This window comes from Nostoc sp. DSM 114160, assembly GCF_053470305.1.
This window is the reverse complement of record NZ_JBPFGO010000001.1, coordinates 3391773-3410804: the sequence shown is the minus strand read 5'-3', so window position 1 is coordinate 3410804 and position 19032 is coordinate 3391773. Positions and strand designations below refer to the sequence as shown.

Here is a 19032-nt window from a genome sequence, read left to right as displayed (position 1 = left end):
CAACTGGATATTTATATTTCTAGATTAGAAGAAGTTTAAAATTGCTCAGTTGTTTATGAGAGCAAAATTTAGTAAACAAGCTATGCAAACAATTACCGACATTGGCACGCTGATTGTCAGCACACCCGGAACCTGTGGTGGTCGCCCTCGGATTGCGGGACACCGGATTACGGTACATAATATTGCGATCGATTTCAACGCAGGCATGAAACCGGAAGAGATAGTTGTCCAAAGACCACAGCTAATGTTGGCACAAGTTTATGCAGCGCTAGCTTACTACTATGCTAACCAGGAAGTAATTGACACGGAGATTGCCGCAGAAATTGAAGAATACGACCGTTTGGAAGCTGAGTACACGGCGAAGAGACAGTGAGCCAAATTCGTTTGTATTTAGATGAGGACAGTGTTGAGAAGTCCCTAATCAAAGATTTCTGTAATGCAAACTTAGATGTTGTGACAGTGGCCGATGTGAGCAGGCAGAGCTATTCTGATGATGAGCAGCTAATTTGGGCAACAGAGCAAGGGCGTGTTATCTATAGCTACAACCGAAGAGACTTTTGCTGCTTACATAACGAGTTTTTAGCCACAGAAAGAAATCATGCTGGCATTATCTTGTTGCAGCAACAACGCTATTCAGTAGGGCAACAGTTACAAGGGTTGCTCAAGTTGGTTGCTACTCGTTCGGCTGAGGAGATGGTAAACCAACTAGTATTTTTGAGTGCTTATATTGATAAAAGCTCTTAGAGGTTGTTTGAAAAGTGGTTGACTGTGATTTTAATTACCCCCCTTAATCCCCCCGATGCATTGGGGGGAAACTGAAAAATCCAGTTCCCTCCCCTTTACAAGGGGAGGGTTAGGGTGGGGTAAAAATATTTGATACATCAATCATAACTTTTCAAACATCCTCTTATCTCGACTTTATCCAAAATTAAGAACTCGGTTTTCTTTATCCGGCAAAAACCTTAGCTTTTCGGCAAATACTTTTTCAACGTCACAGATTATCGATGAAGTTAAAAAAGTAAAACTACTGTCCTACAAAGGTTTCAGCTTAAGCGAGCGCGTTGCGAAAAAAATGGATAAAGTCGAGCTTATATCATGTCCGGCTAATCACTTCTGATTACCGTATCTGTGCAAAAATCCCAAAAGTCTCTTTCCCCCTGCTCCCTGCCCCCTGCCCCCTGCCCTTTAAATGATAAGTCTTCAACCGGACATGATATTAGACCACTGTCAGCGTTTTAATTAATACTAGGCTTTATTGATAAGACTGCTATCTTAATAAACATATCCTTGAAGCGATCGCACAAAAGTTGTCTATCCATCGCTCTTAACGTTTTAAATACTTATTTAAATACTTAATATTAGTTAATTTTAGGGATAGTTGGCAGCAAAAAGTTTTAACAGAAGTTCCCAGACGATAAAATTTGCGGACGATATCTAAGATAGAGTGTGGTACGCGCAGTCGCAGTGGGTAAAACACGGGCAGATATAACCAGTAGTAAGCCTTTTTTAGGTCATTCCACTTTGAGCAAGCTTCTTGATGCAGGAAATCTGATATATCTACGACTAATCCTCTGCCTTGGTACATCATGACATTACGCCCGTGGACATCATGAGGGTGGAGTCCACGACTTCGTGCATAGTCAAGGGCTTCATCGATGTCCTTTATTACCTGCTTGGGAATTAGTAAACCAAAGTGCATACAATCGTAGAGAGTTGTTCCATAAAGCCGTTTCAAGACTAAAAACCCATCCTTGGCGTAGAAACACTCAGAAAACGCTGGATGATAACCTAGACGATGGTAAACTTCTACTTCCTCTTCAAAGCCTGGCCGTCCCTGGGGCATAAATCTTAACTACATAGTCAGGGGAATCAGGGTGATAAACTACTGCGGCGTAGTTTCCTTTGCCAAGTAGCCGCCAAGGTTGTGGAAGATAGCTGACCTTAATTGGATCGCAGGGATTGACACTTTCAATCTGTAATTTAGGCAGTAGTTCTTGATAAATGTTTTTGACTAACAGTTTTAGGGGCAATTTGTCCATATTAATTCCTTAGCCAATTTACGAGGTTTGGGAATAAGGTTGACTTGAGTGAATTACGACCTAAATGATTCCGTTGCAACTTGCCGTTAACAGTAGAGATGGCAATTTTTATCCACAACTCATTGCGATATTGATTTTTCGACCAACAATTCCGATCCTGCTTCACCCTCACCCAGGTTATCAGAATTAACAGATTTAGAAAAACCATCTGCTACATCTTTGATAAAACCAGCTACAGGTACCGCAACTAGCAAACCCAAGACTCCGCCAACATTGGTTCCTACAAGCAGAGCAATTAATACCCATATTGGTCTAATGCCAGTAAATTTGCCTAAAAGACGGGGTGCGATCGCCTGATCGATTAACTGATCGATAACAACAGCTACCGCAAAAACCTTAGCTGCTAGCCAAAAGTCATGTGACGCTATTATTAAAGTTATCAAAACCAAACTGACGACATCACCAAAGGGAATTAAGCTCAAAAGTCCGACTCCCAAACCAAAGAGTAAACCAAATTGGACTTGAAAAGCTAAAAACAATAATGTTATTGAAACACCCATCAACAAAGCCAAACTTACCTGACCAATTAAGTAATTTTGAAAGTTTTGCTGAATAGACTGGGCGATCTGCTGGGCACTATTTCCAGGTAACTTCTTAAATATCGCCTCCCAAATTCTTGGCCCATCCAATAATAAGTAAAAAGTCAGTACTACTGTGATTAACGCCTCAGAAATACTATCAATTGTATCTCTGATAATACTTAAAAGTTTATCTGAAATAAACTCTATTTCATTAGGTAATTGGTCAGTAATTTGTGCTAACAACTGACTTAAATTTACATTTAATTTATGTTTAAAAAACCAATTATTGAGAATTTGAAGTTTTTCTTCGCTAGAATCAATCCATTGCGGAAAGACTTTAACCATTTCATTAAATTGCTCTAAAACAATGGGCAATAAAGTGATACCCAAAGCCACAACAATTACTAAGGCTAATATAAAAACTAATGCTACTGCATAGCTGCGTTTAACTTTCCGCTGCTGGAGAATTGAAACAGGATAGTTTAAAACGAATGCAAGCAAAATAGCCAAAACAAGAATTGTGACGACAGGTTGAAAGTTTTTAATCAGCAAAAATGCTAGCCAACCATTGAGAAAGACTAGAGGAAATAACAAAGTAAAAATTAACCATCTAAGTAGTTGATTCAGAGGAAAATTCATAATTAATTTCAAAGCAAAAATTATTTTAGTTACTAGATTGAACCGAGTAATTAAATCTGCTCAACAGGAAGTAGACAAGAAAAATATTTCCAGATTCTCCACTTCCCATGATTGAAATGATTAACTTTCAGCGAAAGCTAAAAATTGTTCCTCATTTATTCGCCCTGCTTGATAGAGAGTATTAGTAATTTCCGAAATAGTTAAAACCGCATGGCTACGATAACCATTTTGCTGTAACCTATCTTTCACTCCTTGTTCGTGATCGATAAATACCACAATATCATTAACATTTAATCCAGCTGATTCCAACTTTCCTGCCCCTTCCATGACACTTTTGCCGCTAATGAGAATATCGTCAACCACTACAACTGTTTCACCAGCATGAAAGTTACCCTCAATTACTCTCCGAGTTCCGTGTGCTTTCACCTCTTTACGCGGGAAAATCATCGGACAATGAAGGCGCAAAGCTAAACCAGTCGCAGTAGGTAATGAACCATAGGGAATACCTGCTAATCTATCAAAATCCAGATTCTTCAAAATATTCTCATAAGCTGTGAGAACTTGATTAAAAACTTGGGGATTGGAAATAATTTTGCGTAAGTCGATGTAATAAGGAAATATCGCTCCTGATGCTTGGACAAAGCTGCCAAACATAATGCAGTCAATATCATAAAGTTGTAAAATCAAATCTTGGTGTGGGTGCTGATTTAGAAAACAAACATCAGGAAACCACACAGAACAAGTAGAATTTTCGTAAATAATTTCAGTTTTGATTTGATTGATTTCTGCACGTAGTGACTGGACTTCTTTTGATAATTCGATATTTACCAACATATCTTGAGGAACAGGAATCAGTAAACCATCACCATTACTATTCAAGCCAGCTTCTAAAATTTGTTTCAGGTTTTGAGCCTCCGCCCAGATGCTACGCGCCATAATAATTCGTTCGGGTGCAACTGCTCGAATAAGTGCTAAAACTTCAGGATTTGTAGTTCCCACTTCCAAACCCAATTGTTCTGGAGTTCCCCAGGTTTTTGATTCTTTTACTACCTGTAAATAAAGGGGTGATTCGTTTGTCGGATATTGCTGTAGAGCTTCTGCACCTGGATTAGAAGTACAGCATAAAATAAACACCGCTTTATCAGGATAGACTAAAAAAGGTGCTACGTGATCTTGTCCTGTATAAGGGCTGAGAGTGATTGCGTCCACTTGCCATTTGGTAAACACAGTCTGGGCAAAGATGCTACTAGTATTTAAGTCACTGTGTTTGGCATCTAAAATCACTGGGATATGGGCTGGAATAGCTGCTAAAGTTTTGTACAGTAGTTCTAAACCAGGAATACCTAATGCTTCGTAAAAGCCAAGTGTCGGTTTATAAGCACAAACGAAATCAGAAGTTTCCGCAATAATGAATTGTAACCACTTTTCCAAACCAGCAATCAGTTCTTCAGATTCATAACGTTTAGGCATCATCTCTGGATTTGGATCGAGTCCTACAAATAACAAGCTTTGATTTTGTAAGATATTTCTATTCAATTTATCAAAAAAGTTCATTTTTTTTAAAAAGTCATTTGTTATTTGTCATTGGTCACTTGTACTGAGTTTCGACTGCGCTCAACTACCGCGTAGTCATTGGCGCAGCCTCTCGTAGAGAAGTATTGGTCATTGGTCATTTGTTATTTGTCATTGGTCATTGGTCATTTGTCACTTGTACTGAGCGAAGCCGTTGGCGCAGCCTCTCGTAGAGAAGTATTGGTCATTAGTCATTGGTCATAGTTTAGTTAGTAAAACATTGATTCTGTTAATTCGGTTCCACCCGCCTTACGTCCTAATTGATAGTGAATTATTGCAAATAAGATAACCATCGGCACTGAGGCAAAGTGAACAATTCGCAATGCTTGCCAATCGCCAAAACAATCCACAATCCAGGAAAATTGAGCAGGTTTATACATTCCTATCCCTGTAAATAATGCCAGCAGCAAAATAGGAATAATTGCTGTATAAGCAATTCGATGCCAAGCATAAATTAGGCGTTGGGAATTTTGAGTTTTTTGTAATGCTTTCAAGTCATTAGCACTGACAAAGCGATGTCGCCAGCGTCGGGTAATTAAAATGTAAATTCCATACCACAACAGGTTCAGCGAGAATAGCCACATTGCTGCAAAATGCCAGTGTCTACCTCCTGCAAGCCAACCTCCTAAAGTAAATATCAAAGGAATGTGCAAACCTGCGCGTCCACCAAAAACAGGGTTAGCGTTGTAAATTTGTAGTCCACTGGTGAGCATGATAAATAGACTAATGATGTTACACCAGTGGAAAATTTTGGCTCCTATTGCTTGAGTGGGGTCGCTTTCGAGTTGGAGAGGGAACGTTGGAAGTCATAAATTTTGACTGATAAAATTTGTTGTTTATCTGTCTTAGGTAAATAGCCCAGCAAGTTTGGGTGAGTATTACTCACTTTTATTTTCCCATCATTTAGATTCAGTATTTTGGGATTAATGGTCTACCATCTGCTGTTTGATTACCAGTAGACCGATGTCAATCCAATACCTAAATCAGCAGCGCAGCAGTACAGGATTGCTCTTTTTTGGTGGAATGGGGTTTTCTGACGACCCTAGAGTTGTCAAACGATCGCATTTTGGCTGGCGAATGCGAGAGCGTTTTTTATCCAGTATGTATTAGACTTCTTGCATAAGTCGGGAAAAGGGGCAGGGGAAAGGGGAAAAGGTTCTGCAAAAGTCCCCTTCCCCTTTAACCTTTTCCCCCAAGAGTGCAAAAAGCACTTTTGCAAGAGGTCTATTGGTGATAAACGCGGTTTACTTTTTAGACATCATTTAAGATTAAAACATCAACAGGTATCAAACATCATTTAAGCAAGGAGAATAAGATGGCTAACACAGATAATCTCATCGATGTGAGAAATTTGGGTGTTGCGATCGCCGATCCCTTAATTGGTAGCACTACTCCAAAAACTCCTCAGATATTGGAAGTTACTGGTCAAGGAGAGGTCAATGTTGCTACCACTTTAACTGATGTAGAATTGGGGATTAAAGTACAAGGAAAGACTGCAACCGAAGTTCAACAACTTGTTGCTCAACGTTCAACAGCGGTAGTTGATGTACTGCAAAAGCTTGGGGCGCAAGAACTTCAAACTACATCTATTCAACTAAATCCTGTCTATAGTTATGAAAATAGTACTCAAACTCTAACAGGCTTTGAAGGCCTGAACACATTTGAGTTTGAGTTACCAACAAATCAATCTGGGGCAGCAATTGACAAAGCTATTCAAGCAGGCGCAAATGTCATACAGAATATCAGCTTCACTGCCTCAGATGAAGTATTGCAGCAGGCACGCCTGCAAGTTCTCAGCGAAGCTGTTAAAGATGCTAAAGCTCAGGCTCAGGCTGTTTTTAGTACCTTGCAGTTAACCCCCGGACAGATTATTGACATTGATATCAACTCAAATGACAATCCTAGACCATCTCCCTTCGTGTCTAATCTAACAGCAGATAGGACTTTTGCAACAGCTAGTACAACTCCTATAATTGGTAGTCCTCAGACGGTAAAAGCTAGCGTTTCTCTCGATATCGGTTATTCTCCAAATTCAGCAGGGACTCTTGCTTCGGCTGCTAATAATCTCATCGATGTGAGAAATTTGGGTGTTGCGATCGCCGATCCCTTAATTGGTAGCACTACTCCAAAAACTCCTCAGATATTGGAAGTTACTGGTCAAGGAGAGGTCAATGTTGCTACCACTTTAACTGATGTAGAATTGGGGATTAAAGTACAAGGAAAAACTGCAACCGAAGTTCAACAACTTGTTGCTCAACGTTCAACAGCGGTAGTTGATGTACTGCAAAAGCTTGGGGCGCAAGAACTTCAAACTACATCTATTCAACTAAATCCTGTCTATAGTTATGAAAATAGTACTCAAACTCTAACAGGTTTTGAAGGCCTGAACACACTTGAGTTTGAGTTACCAACAAATCAATCTGGGGCAGCAATTGACAAAGCTATTCAAGCAGGCGCAAATGTCATACAGAATATCAGCTTCACTGCCTCAGATGAAGTATTGCAGCAGGCACGCCTGCAAGTTCTCAGCGAAGCTGTTAAAGATGCTAAAGCTCAGGCTCAGGCTGTTTTTAGTACCTTGCAGTTAACCCCCGGACAGATTATTGACATTGATATCAACTCAAATGACAATCCTAGACCATCTCCCTTCGTGTCTAATCTAACAGCAGATAGGGTTTCTACAACTCCTATAATTGGTGGTTCTCAGACGGTAAAAGCTAGTGTTTCTCTCGATATTGGTTATTCTCCAAATTCAGCAGTGATTCTCGATCTACCTCTTAATGGGTTGCAGCAATTTGCTTAATCAGGACTTATGCAAGTTTCACAAGCACGTGGCGGACTACACCGCGCCCAATACCGTTCGGTTAACGTGAGTTCGACGAGTGCTATTTTGACTTCTCCCCCAGCCCCTCTCCTTGTAGGAGAGGGGAGCAAAAACCCTCCTTACTCGTTACTCTCCTTCGCCTTTTAGGAAAGAGAGGCTGTCTGGGAGAGGTTTGGTGAGGGGTTTTTAGAGCCGTCGAACTCACGTTAAAGTTATAGTTCTCAATTCTGTCCGTTTTATAAGTAAAAGCACAGAGCAATTAAATTTAATAGTATAAAAAAATACAAAGCTGAGCAGATAAAAAAATTAGGTTGATTTATAAGCTTTTGAAGTAAGTGTGACATTGCTCGGTTGTGCCTCATCAGAATTTCTCCTACTAACTGCCTTCAGACTTTTTATAATTCCTTTAAACAATATTTCAGTAATCATCCAGATGACTTAAGACTACTAAACTAACAAAAATGGGATCAAAGTATAACAAGTCAGGCTATATAAAACTCTTATCGCCAAAATCTTCTTGAAATATGCCTTGTTAGAGTTCCTGTTTTAGTCTTCTTATGATCATCTTACTTACAAAATATGACTATTATCATAATTTGAGTAAGGATTACAAGCATCTTTGAAAAATGAATAAAGCTGCTATGTAGTCTATTCTGAATCGCATTATGCTGCCGCCTCACAGTCGAAAAATTCATTTTATGAACTGTCTTTAGTACACCAATATCGAGCATAAAAACTGAAATGGATAATCAACAATTGCGTGTCGATTCTAACCAAATTATTGTCTTCATTGATTCTGCTATAGAAAATTCCCAACACCTAATTAAAGGTGTAATACCACAAGCAGAAGTAATTGTCCTCACTTCCCAGCAGGATGGTGTTGAGCAAATCACCGCAGCTTTACAAGGACAAGTTCGCTTCACTAGCGTTCACATTGTTTCTCACGGTGCCCCAGGAACTCTTTATCTGGGAAACACAAAGCTGAGTCTTAGCACTCTGGATCGCTACTCCGAACACCTGAAGGCTTGGTTCACCCCATCCCTGTTTCTTTACGGCTGTAATGTGGCCATGGGTGATGCAGGAGAGGAATTCCTTACAAAACTTCACTACTTTACAGGTGCAGCGATCGCTGCATCTACAACACCAATTGGAAATGCAGCACTTAATGGAAACTGGGAACTAGACAAAAATTTAGGAGCAGTAGAATTTTGTCCAGCATTTCTTCCATCTGTAATGGAAAGTTATCCTACAGTGTTTGAACAGTCTAACCCTATAGTGGTGGGCAATACCAGTTATTTTACCACCTACGACAATATCAATGGCACAGAACTGTGGAGAATTGATGCCAACACTGGCAATCCGGTACTAGTCGCAGACATTAATCCCGGTAGTGCCTCCTCAAATCCCAGCAATTTCACTGTTCTAGGTAATAGCCTCTACTTTACCGCCAACAATGGTTACAATGGCACAGAACTGTGGAAAATTGATGCCAATGGCTATCCACAACAGGTACAAGACATTAATCCCGGTAGTGCCTCCTCAAATCCCAGCAATTTCACTGTTCTAGGTAATAGCCTCTACTTTACCGCCAACAATGGTTACAATGGCACAGAACTGTGGAAAATTGATGCCAATGGCTATCCACAACAGGTACAAGACATTAATCCCGGTAGTGCCTCCTCCAATCCCCGCAACTTCACAGTCGTAAATAACATTCTCTACTTTGTCGCCACAGATAATTACAATGTCAGCCAGTTGTGGAAAATAGACCAAAATGGCTATCCACAGCCCTTAAGTGTTCCTGGTGGTCTGCCCAATAACAGCAACATCACAGTACTAAACAATCGGCTCTACTTCACTGCATCGGAGGGGATGAATGGCACTGAACTGTGGACGATTGACCCTAACAATGGCAATCCGATCAACCTCAACATTAATCCCGGTAGTGCCTCATCAAATCCCAGCAATTTCACTGTTCTAGGTAATAGCCTCTACTTTACCGCCAACAATGGTTACAATGGCACAGAACTGTGGAAAATTGATGCCAATGGCTATCCACAACAGGTACAAGACATTAATCCCGGTAGTGCCTCCTCCAATCCCCGCAACTTCACAGTCGTAAATAACATTCTCTACTTTGTCGCCACAGATAATTACAATGTCAGCCAGTTGTGGAAAATAGACCAAAATGGCTATCCACAGCCCTTAAGTGTTCCTGGTGGTCTGCCCAATAACAGCAACATCACAGTACTAAACAATCGGCTCTACTTCACTGCATCGGAGGGGATGAATGGCACTGAACTGTGGACGATTGACCCTAACAATGGCAATCCGATCAACCTCAACATTAATCCCGGTAGTGCCTCATCAAATCCCAGCAATTTCACTGTTCTAGGTAATAGCCTCTACTTTACCGCCAACAATGGTTACAATGGCACAGAACTGTGGAAAATTGATGCCAATGGCTATCCACAACAGGTACAAGACATTAATCCCGGTAGTGCCTCCTCCAATCCCCGCAACTTCACAGTTGTAAATAACATTCTCTACTTTGTCGCCACAGATAATTACAATGTCAGCCAGTTGTGGAAAATAGACCAAAATGGCTATCCACAGCCCTTAAGTGTTCCTGGTGGTCTGCCCAATAACAGCAACATCACAGTACTAAACAATCGGCTCTACTTCACTGCATCGGAGGGGATGAATGGCACTGAACTGTGGACGATTGACCCTAACAATGGCAATCCGATCAACCTCAACATTAATCCCGGTAGTGCCTCATCAAATCCCAGCAATTTCACTGTTCTAGGTAATAGCCTCTACTTTACCGCCAACAATGGTTACAATGGCACAGAACTGTGGAAAATTGATGCCAATGGCTATCCACAACAGGTACAAGACATTAATCCCGGTAGTGCCTCCTCCAATCCCCGCAACTTCACAGTTGTAAATAACATTCTCTACTTTGTCGCCACAGATAATTACAATGTCAGCCAGTTGTGGAAAATAGACCAAAATGGCTATCCACAGCCCTTAAGTGTTCCTGGTGGTCTGCCCAATAACAGCAACATCACAGTACTAAACAATCGGCTCTACTTCACTGCATCGGAGGGGATGAATGGCACTGAACTGTGGACGATTGACCCCTAACAATGGCAATCCGATCAACCTCAACATTAATCCCGGTAGTGCCTCATCAAATCCCAGCAATTTCACTGTTCTAGGTAATAGCCTCTACTTTACCGCCAACAATGGTTACAATGGCACAGAACTGTGGAAAATTGATGCCAATGGCTATCCACAACAGGTACAAGACATTAATCCCGGTAGTGCCTCCTCCAATCCCCGCAACTTCACAGTCGTAAATAACATTCTCTACTTTGTCGCCACAGATAATTACAATGTCAGCCAGTTGTGGAAAATAAACCAAAATGGCTATCCACAGCCCTTAAGTGTTCCTGGTGGTCTGTCCAATACCAGCAACTTCACAACTCTAGGAGATAGCCTTTACTTCACTGCATCGGAAGAGATGAATGGCACTGAACTGTGGATGATGAACTCCACGACTGGCAACCCCATCAACCTCAACATTAATTACCAGAATGGTGCTTCTAATCCCAATAATTTCACAGTTGTGGGTAATAGCCTCTACTTTACTGCCAATGATGGTTACAGTGGGACAGAGTTGTGGAGAATTGTTGCTAATAGCTATCCGCAACAGGTAAAAGACATTAATCCTGGGATTGGCTCTTCCAATCCTCATAATCTGACAGTGATAGATAACACTCTTAACTTTATTGCTGATGACGGTATAAATGGTACACAAATGTGGAGAATTGATCCTAATACTGGTACTCCGAACACTTTGGGTATTTAACTTCCCAGAAAATACTTCAGCCTCCAAGAATGGTTTTCCAGCCTCCAGGCTGGGAACCAGTTGGGTTGGGGCAAGGGCTGTATCTTAACTTAGTGCCATTCGTTCATTACCTAAAAGTTGGCGTGTTTTCTAATCGCGGCATAGTGTCTTGCTGTTGTATTCATCTCAATCACCAACTCTGTCCCTCGATCTAATTGAGAATTACACTTAAGTTTACCTTGATGTTTTTCAACGATAATTTGGCGACTAATTGATAACCCTAGTCCTTGACTTTTGTCTACTGGCTTGGTTGTAAAAAACGGTTCAAATATATGTCTTTGGATATGGGGAAGCATACCTTTGCCATTGTCAAAAATGCGAATTATAACTTTGTGTTTTTTACCTAGTAGTTTGTCCTTTACCCAAGGTTCATTATTGTTGACCAATGATAAATGACTGCTAACAACTTCTGTATGAATCAAAATTTTTGGAGTAAAAGAATAATGGTGCTTCATCTTCTCTTCTAAAGCATCAATTGCATTAGTCAAGATGTTCATGAATACCTGATTTAGTTCACCAGGGTAACACTCAATTAAGGGTAATTTCCCAAAGGTTTTAATTACTTTAATTTCTGCTCTATCAGGTTTTTCTTTGAGACGATGTTGTAAAATCCTGAGAACACTATCAAATCCTTGATGTATGTCAACCTTTTGCATTTGACCTTCGTCAGAGGTAGAAAAATTTTGCAAGGCGAAAACAATATCTTTCACGCGCTCAGAACAGGCTCGCATTGACCACAGTAATTTGAAAAATTCTGTCTTCACGAAACCAAGGTCAAGGTGTTGCAAATGTAAGGCAATAACTGGAGTAGGCGTGGGATAGTAATATTGGTAAAGTTCAATAATTCTGATTAAATCTTCAGCGTATTTACTAGCAGGATGGAGATTGCCGGAGATAAAGCTAACGGGGTTGTTAATTTCGTTAGCCATATCCGCCACCAGTTGACCGAGATTAGCCATTTTCTGGTTCTGCAATAACTGCTTTTGGGTATATTTGAGTTCATCAAGAGTAGTTTCTAGCTGCTGTGATTTTTCCTTAACTTGGTCTTCGGTAGACTGGTGTTGAGCAATTTCTCTTTGGAGTTGTTCAAATAGTTGGTATTGTTGAGTAGCGATAGCTTTATCTTGATTAATATCCTTGTGCGTTCCCACCATCCGCACTGGTTTACCGAATTTATCCCACTGAAATACTTTGCCACAAGTCAAAATCCACTTCCACTCCCCGGATTTAGTCAACATTCGCAATTCGACTTCAAACACAGGTATGCATCCTTGCAGATAATCGTGCAATACCTGGCGAATTCTTGGTAAATCTTGTGGATGTACCAGTTGTTCAAAAGATTTATAATCGTTGTCGATTTCGTCTACTTTATATCCCAGGATGCTTTTCCATTGGGAATCGTAATAGGTTTTGTCAGTTACCAGATTCCAATCCCACAACCCCAAGCCATTAGCGATTAATGCCATTTGTAAGGCGGCTTGTGAGCATTGGCAAGGATCTAAATTTTCTAGAGATAAGTCTTTGGTTTCTGGGAAACTCTGAGAATCTTGTACTGAAAGTAGAGCTTCTGATTCATGAGTAGCGGGTTCTTGGATATGCATAGCTGCTGGTACGATGAGGAAGATATTCTGTAGCTTTCTCTCTACGCTGTTTTAGCACCCTGACGATTCAGTTATGGACAAATCGCCTAGTTGGTTTATTAGGCTGTAACTTAGGTCAGGGATATATCAGCCGATATCATCAATTGAAATGGAATTTAGAAGAATGTAACCTCTGTTGCGATCGCAATAGCAATATTTTAGAAAAAATCGCTACATTGTTGTGCATCTACATTCTAAGATATGTCTAAAAAAAGTAGTTCAAGTCACATATAATTACCTAAAAATCCCGAAAAAGTTGTAAAAAAAATTCTATGATTGAATCACGCTAAATAATTTCAAGATGCAAAAAATTGTCAAGGCTTTTTTGTAGCTTTTTGAGTCAGGTCTGGCTGCTATGCATACAAGGCAGGCGACATTGACTTCTAAAGCTTAATGGTGTGAGAAAAGATCGTGCTGAATTAGACTCAATGAGTAATGACTATAGATGAACTAGTATTGCTACTAAAAGCCAGTCAAGCAACCGGTTTAACGACGCTCCAAGAATTGATATTACGTTCTTCGTGGGAAGGAGAAACCTACGCCAATATAGCTATTGAAGCGCACTACGGCGAGGAACGTGTTAAGAAAATTGCTGCTCATTTATGGCAAGTACTGAGTAATTTTTACAAAGAACCAATAGATAAATCCAACTTTCGCCAGACTCTAGAAAATCACCCTTTTAGCGAAGCACATCAGCAGTTAATTAAGGAATTCAACCGAGCCGCCACAGCGATATCCTTAGAATTTCCTAGTGATCCAGTATCTCTTAATTCCAGATTTTACATTCCTCGTTTGCCAATTGAAGAACTCGCTTACGCAGAAATGGCTGAACCTGGGAGTGTAATTTGCATCAAAGCACCCAAAAAGATGGGGAAAAGCTCTCTGATTCTCCGGTTGCTTGCACGCGCTAACAAGCAAGGCTTTCGTACCGTAACTTTGGACTTTCAGCAAGCAGACAAAGCAGTATTTGCCAATTTGGATAAATTTTTGCGTTGGTTCTGTGTCAATGTTAGTCGGGAGTTACAGCTAGAACCAAAACTCAATGATTATTGGGATGAAGATATGGGTAGCAAAGTCAGCTGCTCTATCTATTTCCAAAAATATTTACTGCCTGCGCTCTCAAGTCCCCTGGTTTTAGTATTAAATGAGGTGGATTGGCTATTTGAGTATCAGGAAATTGCTGGAGAGTTGCTACCATTAGTGCGATCGTGGCATGAACAAGCCAAAAGGGTAGAAATTTGGCAAAAACTGCGTCTGGTTCTGGTTTATTCAACAGAAATTCTTGTTCCCATAAAACTCACTCAACCACCATTTAATATTGGTTTGACAATTAATTTACCTCCCTTTACGAAAGAGCAAGTGCAGGATTTAGCACAACGTCACGGCTTGGATTGGACAGATGGTAAAGATGCCGATAGTTTAATGGCAATGGTGGGAGGAAATCCTTATTTGGTGCGATTGGCATTGTATCATCTTGTAGGTAAAGGTGGATTAAAAGGAGATTTAGGGCAGTTATTGCAACAAGCACCTACAGAAGCCGGAATCTATAACCAGTGTCTAAGGCAATATGTATTAGCACTTCAAGATGAACCAGAATTAGGAGATGCTTTTTATGAAGTGATTAATACTACAAATTATGTGAAATTAGAGCCAAGCTTGGCATATAAATTACAAAGTATAGGGCTAATTAATTTAGAAGGCGATCGCAGTACTCCTGCGTGTGAATTATATCGGTTATATTTCCAACAATATCTCAAAAAAAGTGAGCATTTCAATAATACTCATGTTGAACAATTGAAATAAGAAAATCAACAGTTATCAGTTCTTTATAGTTTAGATGAACTAACTTAATTAGTTAATTACTGCTACTTTGAAAGCTACCTGCAAATTGAGGGGCAAAATTTTGCTCGTCAAAACACTCCAATATCACTGATTTTTTGCGATATAAAAAAGAATTCAGCTATTCGGAATTCAGGAGCGGAGCCGGAGACGCTCTGCCTCCGGTCAGAATGAAGACGCTCGATGACTCGCTAACGCTTCGCTATCAGTGGGGGATTCAGACCCGCCGCTGTTTTGTTTAACACTAAATATGCAGATTGAGTAGAGGTGTTAAACCCCTGAATTCATCCAGTAGTCGCACAAAATTCATTCTGAATTCTGACTTCTGACGCCTTTATTCTGTTTTACTAAAAATAGCAACTGATAAGACTTTTTTTGTCGATGAAATTTCCATTACTAGCTTGGGAATAATAAATCATGCATGAGATAAACTTGCAATTAATCTCAGCATATTAGGTGTGTTTACTATCGACAAATAAAGGAACAACTTGTTAATGAAAGTGAGTTCATTAGGAATTAAGTTAGGTCTTGCAGCTGTTAGCAGTAGTTGTCTTGCAGCAGTAGCGATCGCTATGAGTGGGGCAAGCGCAATTGCTGCTCAATTCATCACAATTGAAAGCACTGGTACCTTATCAGGAACTATCGAACTGCCCAGAAATAATCCTAATTTCAATAACAGTATTACTCGTATTGATACGGATGATACTGGAACTTATTACCGGAACTTAGGTACTAATAATAATCCTAATTATGTTCCTGTATATCAATCAGACTATTTACAGGTAGAAACACGCTCCGATGGAAGTCTGCATCATTTTGTTGACTTTAAAGGTATTCCAATTGTCTCGTTTGATGGTGTTCTGACATCACCTGTTCTTTCTGGTGGTCAATTGACTACCTTTCTTTACCAGGGACAATTGCCAGGAACCACATTTCAAGGAGTAGTTCAAGATGAATTTAATCTTACAAAAGCTTTCTACACTGGTACTGTCACCGACCCAAACACCGGAAAGAAGTATCAAGGTACTTTTGAAGTGAGTGGATATGGGGAGCGATATAGTAATCCCAATGGTAATTTAACTCCCACGGTCTTTGATTTCAAGTCTGATATCCCAGGTTTACCAGGTGTAACATCTTTGACCATAACTAACGCTAGTTTGGCAAATTTAAGAATCATAGTACCTATAAATGAAACTTCTATTCCAGAACCCGCTAGCCTTCTCGGAACTCTGATGGTAGCTAGTTTTGGTATCGTTCTGAAAAGAAGAAAAGACAGCGGACTTAGGAAGACGTTTTAAAACTAAAAGCCTGTTGTAAAAAAGCTCACAAGGCTGAAGCTGAATTGTAAAAATCAGTGCCTTGTGAGCAAATAATCTCAGACAATAAGGACTTTAATCCTTATTACTAACTTATTTATCTATCAATTTAAAATAAGCCGGACTTTTGCAAATCCGGCTGAGTTTAATCATTCATCTATACGCAGTAGCTTGCGATAAAACGGTTGCGAAAAATCGGTTATACGATAACGTTTATAGTTATCCATAAGTTCAATTAAAAAATTAATAAACTCGAAACTAGCCATCATCAGTTCATAACTCAGGTCAGCATTGCCATCAAACTGAATTCGGCAACGGGTTAAGTCTGAGGGTAAAGTAGCAACATTCCAAGAGGCGACAAAGGGGACATGTTCGCTGGCTTCAATTTTCCGATGTCCCTCCAAGACCCCTTTTTGATAAAGACTGATGGCATAGGGTAAGAAATTGCGCCTAGCACCCTGAACATAAGGTAAGTAAACACTCGCTTGTTGTTGAGTTGCAGGCTGGAGTTGCTCAATAGACATAGTTAAATATTCCTCAAGTTAGTTAGCAACTGGGGATATTAGTGGATGTTAGTAGTATTCCCCAAAGATGTGTCTAAAGCACATAGTGGTCAGTGAAGAAGGGAATAGGGTACAGGTTACAGGGTACAGATTATTCCCTATCACCTGTCACCTGTCAGCTCTCTAATCCCAATACCAATGCCCCATGCCTAATAAATGAAGTTACTACTAAGAAATATTAAAATTTCGGTTACAATGATGCTGCATTAACTGTTATCGAATCTGGGAACGGTAACACTAAAAATCCCTACTGTACAGTGGTGGATGCCGTTATTGCAGTTTTTCCCAACAAAAAGCTGCTGCTACCTTGCTATTACTTTACCCAAACCGGAGTTCTCATTAGAGAAAGTCCGACTCTACAAGCTTCCTGCCGAAGTGGCTATTAAAGGAATCAAGCTTCTGTCTAAGAGTAGCAAACGCGGTTAATATGAGGTAATTACGCACAGTGGCGGTGACAACAAATGTAGTCCCAGCGGCTTTTGGCTTAGGGATAGCGGGTATTGCAGTTTGCCCATTCCGATTAATATCGGGAAAAGTAGCTTAGGGATATTTGTCCGTAAAATTACTAACTGTAGACAAATAGTGGTTTTTGAATCAAGCAACCTAACCTATGCCAGCGAATTCCTGGCCCGAAGAAGATTCTTATCAAGAGCTCGATCCGCTCAACTCCTTGTTATCTGACCTATCAGTAGATGAGGAGTCAGTGTTAGAGACAGATTCTATGTCTCTACCATCCCGGTTTCAAGGTCGTAGAGGCAAAGCAGCTCTAGTCTTGACTATCGTCTGGAGTGGCACGATCGCTCTACATTTAGTTTCTTGGGCTTCCATTTTTATTCTAGGACTGACCACCATTCTAGGATTTCATGCTTTGGTGGTGGTGTTTACCAAATCCCGTCGCTATCCAAAAGAAATGCAGGGAGATTTACCTTCTGTTTCGGTGCTAGTGGCTGCGAAAAATGAGGAAGCGGTAATTGCTAAATTAGTCAAAAATCTTTGTAATCTGGAATATCCAGGTGGGGAGTACGAAATTTGGATAATTGACGATCGCAGCAGTGATAGCACGCCACATTTATTAGCGGAACTCGCACAGAAACACGACCAGCTAAAAGTACTAAGGCGTTCAGCAGAAGCTACTGGTGGCAAATCGGGAGCGTTGAATCAGGTATTGCCGCTGACAAAGGGCGACATTATAGCAGTATTTGATGCTGATGCCCAAGTAACACCAGACTTACTGCAACAGGTAATACCTTTATTTCAAAGAGAAAACGTGGGGGCGGTGCAGGTGCGAAAAGCGATCGCCAACGCTAAAGCAAACTTTTGGACTAAGGGTCAAATGGCCGAAATGGCCCTTGATACTTGGTTTCAGCAACAGCGGACTGCCCTTGGTGGCATTGGCGAGCTGCGGGGCAATGGTCAATTTGTCCGGCGTTCCGCCTTGGAAAGCTGCGGTGGCTGGAATGAAGAAACCATTACCGATGATTTGGATTTGACAATCCGTTTACATTTGGATAAATGGGATATTGAGTGTGTTTTCCATCCAGCGGTGCAAGAAGAAGGAGTGACAAATGCAGTTTCACTTTGGCATCAGCGCAACCGTTGGGCAGAAGGCGGTTATCAGCGCTATTTAGATTATTGGGATTTAATTCTCAAAAACCGGATGGGATGGCGTAAAAGCTGGGATTTGCTGATTTTTATGCTGATTATGTATATCTTGCCGACAGCAGCAGTCCCAGATTTATTAATGGCGATCGCTCGTCATCGTCCACCAATGTTAAGTCCGATCACAGGCTTGTCCATTTCTATGTCGATGGTAGGGATGTTTACAGGTCTGAAGCGGGTACGTCAAGATCAAAAATTCCCACTTTCTACATATCTTACGATGCTGGTGCAAACCCTGCGTGGCAGTTTATATATGTTGCACTGGTTAGTCGTCATGAGCAGCACTACTGCTCGGATGTCGGTAAGACCAAAGCGCCTGAAATGGGTGAAAACCTTGCATACGGGGAATGGAGAATAGGGAATAGGCAATAGGGCATGGGGCATGGGGAATAGGGAATGGAGCGGGGGATGGGGAATGACGAATAGGGGAGAGTTTTCCCCTCT

14 protein-coding genes and 1 pseudogene are annotated in these 19032 nt (G+C 40.7%); 9 read left to right on the top strand and 6 right to left on the bottom strand.

Features of this window, described 5'->3' with window-relative positions; translation table 11 throughout:
• The first annotated feature begins 82 nt into the window (after positions 1-82).
• Positions 83-373: a DUF433 domain-containing protein gene (locus NSTCB13_RS15050; protein WP_094347923.1), complete on the top strand. Its 291-nt coding sequence runs from the start codon at positions 83-85 to the stop codon at positions 371-373.
• Positions 370-744: a DUF5615 family PIN-like protein gene (locus NSTCB13_RS15045; RefSeq protein ID WP_448272835.1), complete on the top strand. Its 375-nt coding sequence runs from the start codon at positions 370-372 to the stop codon at positions 742-744. Before NSTCB13_RS15050 ends, NSTCB13_RS15045 begins: the two co-directional genes overlap by 4 nt.
• 580 nt (positions 745-1324) lie before the next feature.
• Here NSTCB13_RS15045 and NSTCB13_RS15040 read toward each other — a convergent pair.
• From NSTCB13_RS15040 to NSTCB13_RS15025, 4 genes and pseudogenes are all read right to left on the bottom strand, one after another.
• Positions 1325-2039: pseudogene (locus tag NSTCB13_RS15040) on the bottom strand (serine/threonine protein kinase).
• A 119-nt stretch (positions 2040-2158) separates the two neighbouring features.
• Positions 2159-3259 (bottom strand): AI-2E family transporter, encoded by a 1101-nt coding sequence (locus tag NSTCB13_RS15035; RefSeq protein WP_448272834.1) that lies wholly within the window; start codon positions 3257-3259, stop codon positions 2159-2161.
• 120 nt (positions 3260-3379) lie between these two features.
• Complete coding sequence (locus NSTCB13_RS15030) at positions 3380-4813, bottom strand: bifunctional orotidine-5'-phosphate decarboxylase/orotate phosphoribosyltransferase (protein WP_448272833.1); 1434 nt, start codon at positions 4811-4813, stop codon at positions 3380-3382.
• 227 nt (positions 4814-5040) lie between these two features.
• Entirely contained in the window at positions 5041-5544 is a 504-nt protein-coding gene (locus NSTCB13_RS15025; RefSeq protein ID WP_448272832.1) for a cytochrome b/b6 domain-containing protein, read from the bottom strand.
• A 250-nt stretch (positions 5545-5794) separates the two neighbouring features.
• On the opposite strand from NSTCB13_RS15025, the gene NSTCB13_RS15020 reads away from it, so the two are divergent.
• The 4 genes from NSTCB13_RS15020 to NSTCB13_RS15005 all read left to right on the top strand — a co-directional run bounded on the left by NSTCB13_RS15020 (position 5795) and on the right by NSTCB13_RS15005 (position 11532).
• Positions 5795-5941, top strand: coding sequence for a hypothetical protein (locus tag NSTCB13_RS15020; RefSeq protein ID WP_445627872.1), 147 nt, complete (start codon positions 5795-5797; stop codon positions 5939-5941).
• 205 nt (positions 5942-6146) lie between these two features.
• On the top strand, positions 6147-7634 hold the full coding sequence (locus tag NSTCB13_RS15015) for an SIMPL domain-containing protein (RefSeq protein WP_448272831.1): 1488 nt from the start codon (positions 6147-6149) through the stop codon (positions 7632-7634).
• Between the two features lie 762 nt (positions 7635-8396).
• A complete protein-coding gene (locus NSTCB13_RS15010; RefSeq protein ID WP_448272830.1) occupies positions 8397-10805 on the top strand; it encodes a DUF4347 domain-containing protein in 2409 nt (802 codons plus the stop codon).
• On the top strand, positions 10774-11532 hold the full coding sequence (locus NSTCB13_RS15005; protein ID WP_448272829.1) for a DUF5050 domain-containing protein: 759 nt from the start codon (positions 10774-10776) through the stop codon (positions 11530-11532). Before NSTCB13_RS15010 ends, NSTCB13_RS15005 begins: the two co-directional genes overlap by 32 nt.
• A 110-nt stretch (positions 11533-11642) precedes the next feature.
• Here the strand turns inward: NSTCB13_RS15005 and NSTCB13_RS15000 are convergent, their stop codons facing one another.
• Positions 11643-13172 carry a PAS domain-containing protein gene (locus NSTCB13_RS15000; RefSeq protein WP_445627875.1) on the bottom strand — a complete coding sequence of 510 codons (1530 nt, stop codon included), beginning with the start codon at positions 13170-13172 and terminating at the stop codon, positions 11643-11645.
• A 474-nt stretch (positions 13173-13646) separates the two neighbouring features.
• On the opposite strand from NSTCB13_RS15000, the gene NSTCB13_RS14995 reads away from it, so the two are divergent.
• Together NSTCB13_RS14995 and NSTCB13_RS14990 are read left to right on the top strand one after the other, a co-directional pair.
• Positions 13647-15014, top strand: a complete 1368-nt coding sequence (locus NSTCB13_RS14995) for an AAA-like domain-containing protein (protein ID WP_448272828.1) — start codon at positions 13647-13649, stop codon at positions 15012-15014.
• A gap of 530 nt (positions 15015-15544) precedes the next feature.
• Complete coding sequence (locus NSTCB13_RS14990; RefSeq protein ID WP_445627877.1) at positions 15545-16348, top strand: PEP-CTERM sorting domain-containing protein; 804 nt, start codon at positions 15545-15547, stop codon at positions 16346-16348.
• Positions 16349-16515: 167 nt separating this feature from the next.
• Here NSTCB13_RS14990 and ebsA read toward each other — a convergent pair whose 3' ends face one another.
• A complete protein-coding gene (gene ebsA, locus NSTCB13_RS14985; RefSeq protein ID WP_322688958.1) occupies positions 16516-16890 on the bottom strand; it encodes a type IV pilus biogenesis protein EbsA in 375 nt (124 codons plus the stop codon).
• 649 nt (positions 16891-17539) lie between these two features.
• Between ebsA and NSTCB13_RS14980 the strand changes: the two genes are divergently transcribed.
• Positions 17540-18946 (top strand): glycosyltransferase, encoded by a 1407-nt coding sequence (locus tag NSTCB13_RS14980; RefSeq protein ID WP_448272827.1) that lies wholly within the window; start codon positions 17540-17542, stop codon positions 18944-18946.
• Positions 18947-19032: the final 86 nt, after the last annotated feature.

Excerpts from the sequence above, each read along its gene's own strand:
- NSTCB13_RS15050 (WP_094347923.1), top strand. The coding sequence starts at position 83 with ATGCAAACAATTACCGACATTGGCACGCTGATTGTCAGCACACCCGGA.
- NSTCB13_RS15035 (WP_448272834.1), bottom strand. The coding sequence starts at position 3,259 with ATGAATTTTCCTCTGAATCAACTACTTAGATGGTTAATTTTTACTTTG.
- NSTCB13_RS15030 (WP_448272833.1), bottom strand. The coding sequence starts at position 4,813 with ATGAACTTTTTTGATAAATTGAATAGAAATATCTTACAAAATCAAAGC.
- NSTCB13_RS15025 (WP_448272832.1), bottom strand. The coding sequence starts at position 5,544 with ATGCTCACCAGTGGACTACAAATTTACAACGCTAACCCTGTTTTTGGT.
- NSTCB13_RS15020 (WP_445627872.1), top strand. The coding sequence starts at position 5,795 with ATGTCAATCCAATACCTAAATCAGCAGCGCAGCAGTACAGGATTGCTC.
- NSTCB13_RS15015 (WP_448272831.1), top strand. The coding sequence starts at position 6,147 with ATGGCTAACACAGATAATCTCATCGATGTGAGAAATTTGGGTGTTGCG.
- NSTCB13_RS15010 (WP_448272830.1), top strand. The coding sequence starts at position 8,397 with ATGGATAATCAACAATTGCGTGTCGATTCTAACCAAATTATTGTCTTC.
- NSTCB13_RS15005 (WP_448272829.1), top strand. The coding sequence starts at position 10,774 with ATGGCACTGAACTGTGGACGATTGACCCCTAACAATGGCAATCCGATC.
- NSTCB13_RS15000 (WP_445627875.1), bottom strand. The coding sequence starts at position 13,172 with ATGCATATCCAAGAACCCGCTACTCATGAATCAGAAGCTCTACTTTCA.
- NSTCB13_RS14995 (WP_448272828.1), top strand. The coding sequence starts at position 13,647 with ATGACTATAGATGAACTAGTATTGCTACTAAAAGCCAGTCAAGCAACC.
- NSTCB13_RS14990 (WP_445627877.1), top strand. The coding sequence starts at position 15,545 with ATGAAAGTGAGTTCATTAGGAATTAAGTTAGGTCTTGCAGCTGTTAGC.
- ebsA (WP_322688958.1), bottom strand. The coding sequence starts at position 16,890 with ATGTCTATTGAGCAACTCCAGCCTGCAACTCAACAACAAGCGAGTGTT.
- NSTCB13_RS14980 (WP_448272827.1), top strand. The coding sequence starts at position 17,540 with ATGCCAGCGAATTCCTGGCCCGAAGAAGATTCTTATCAAGAGCTCGAT.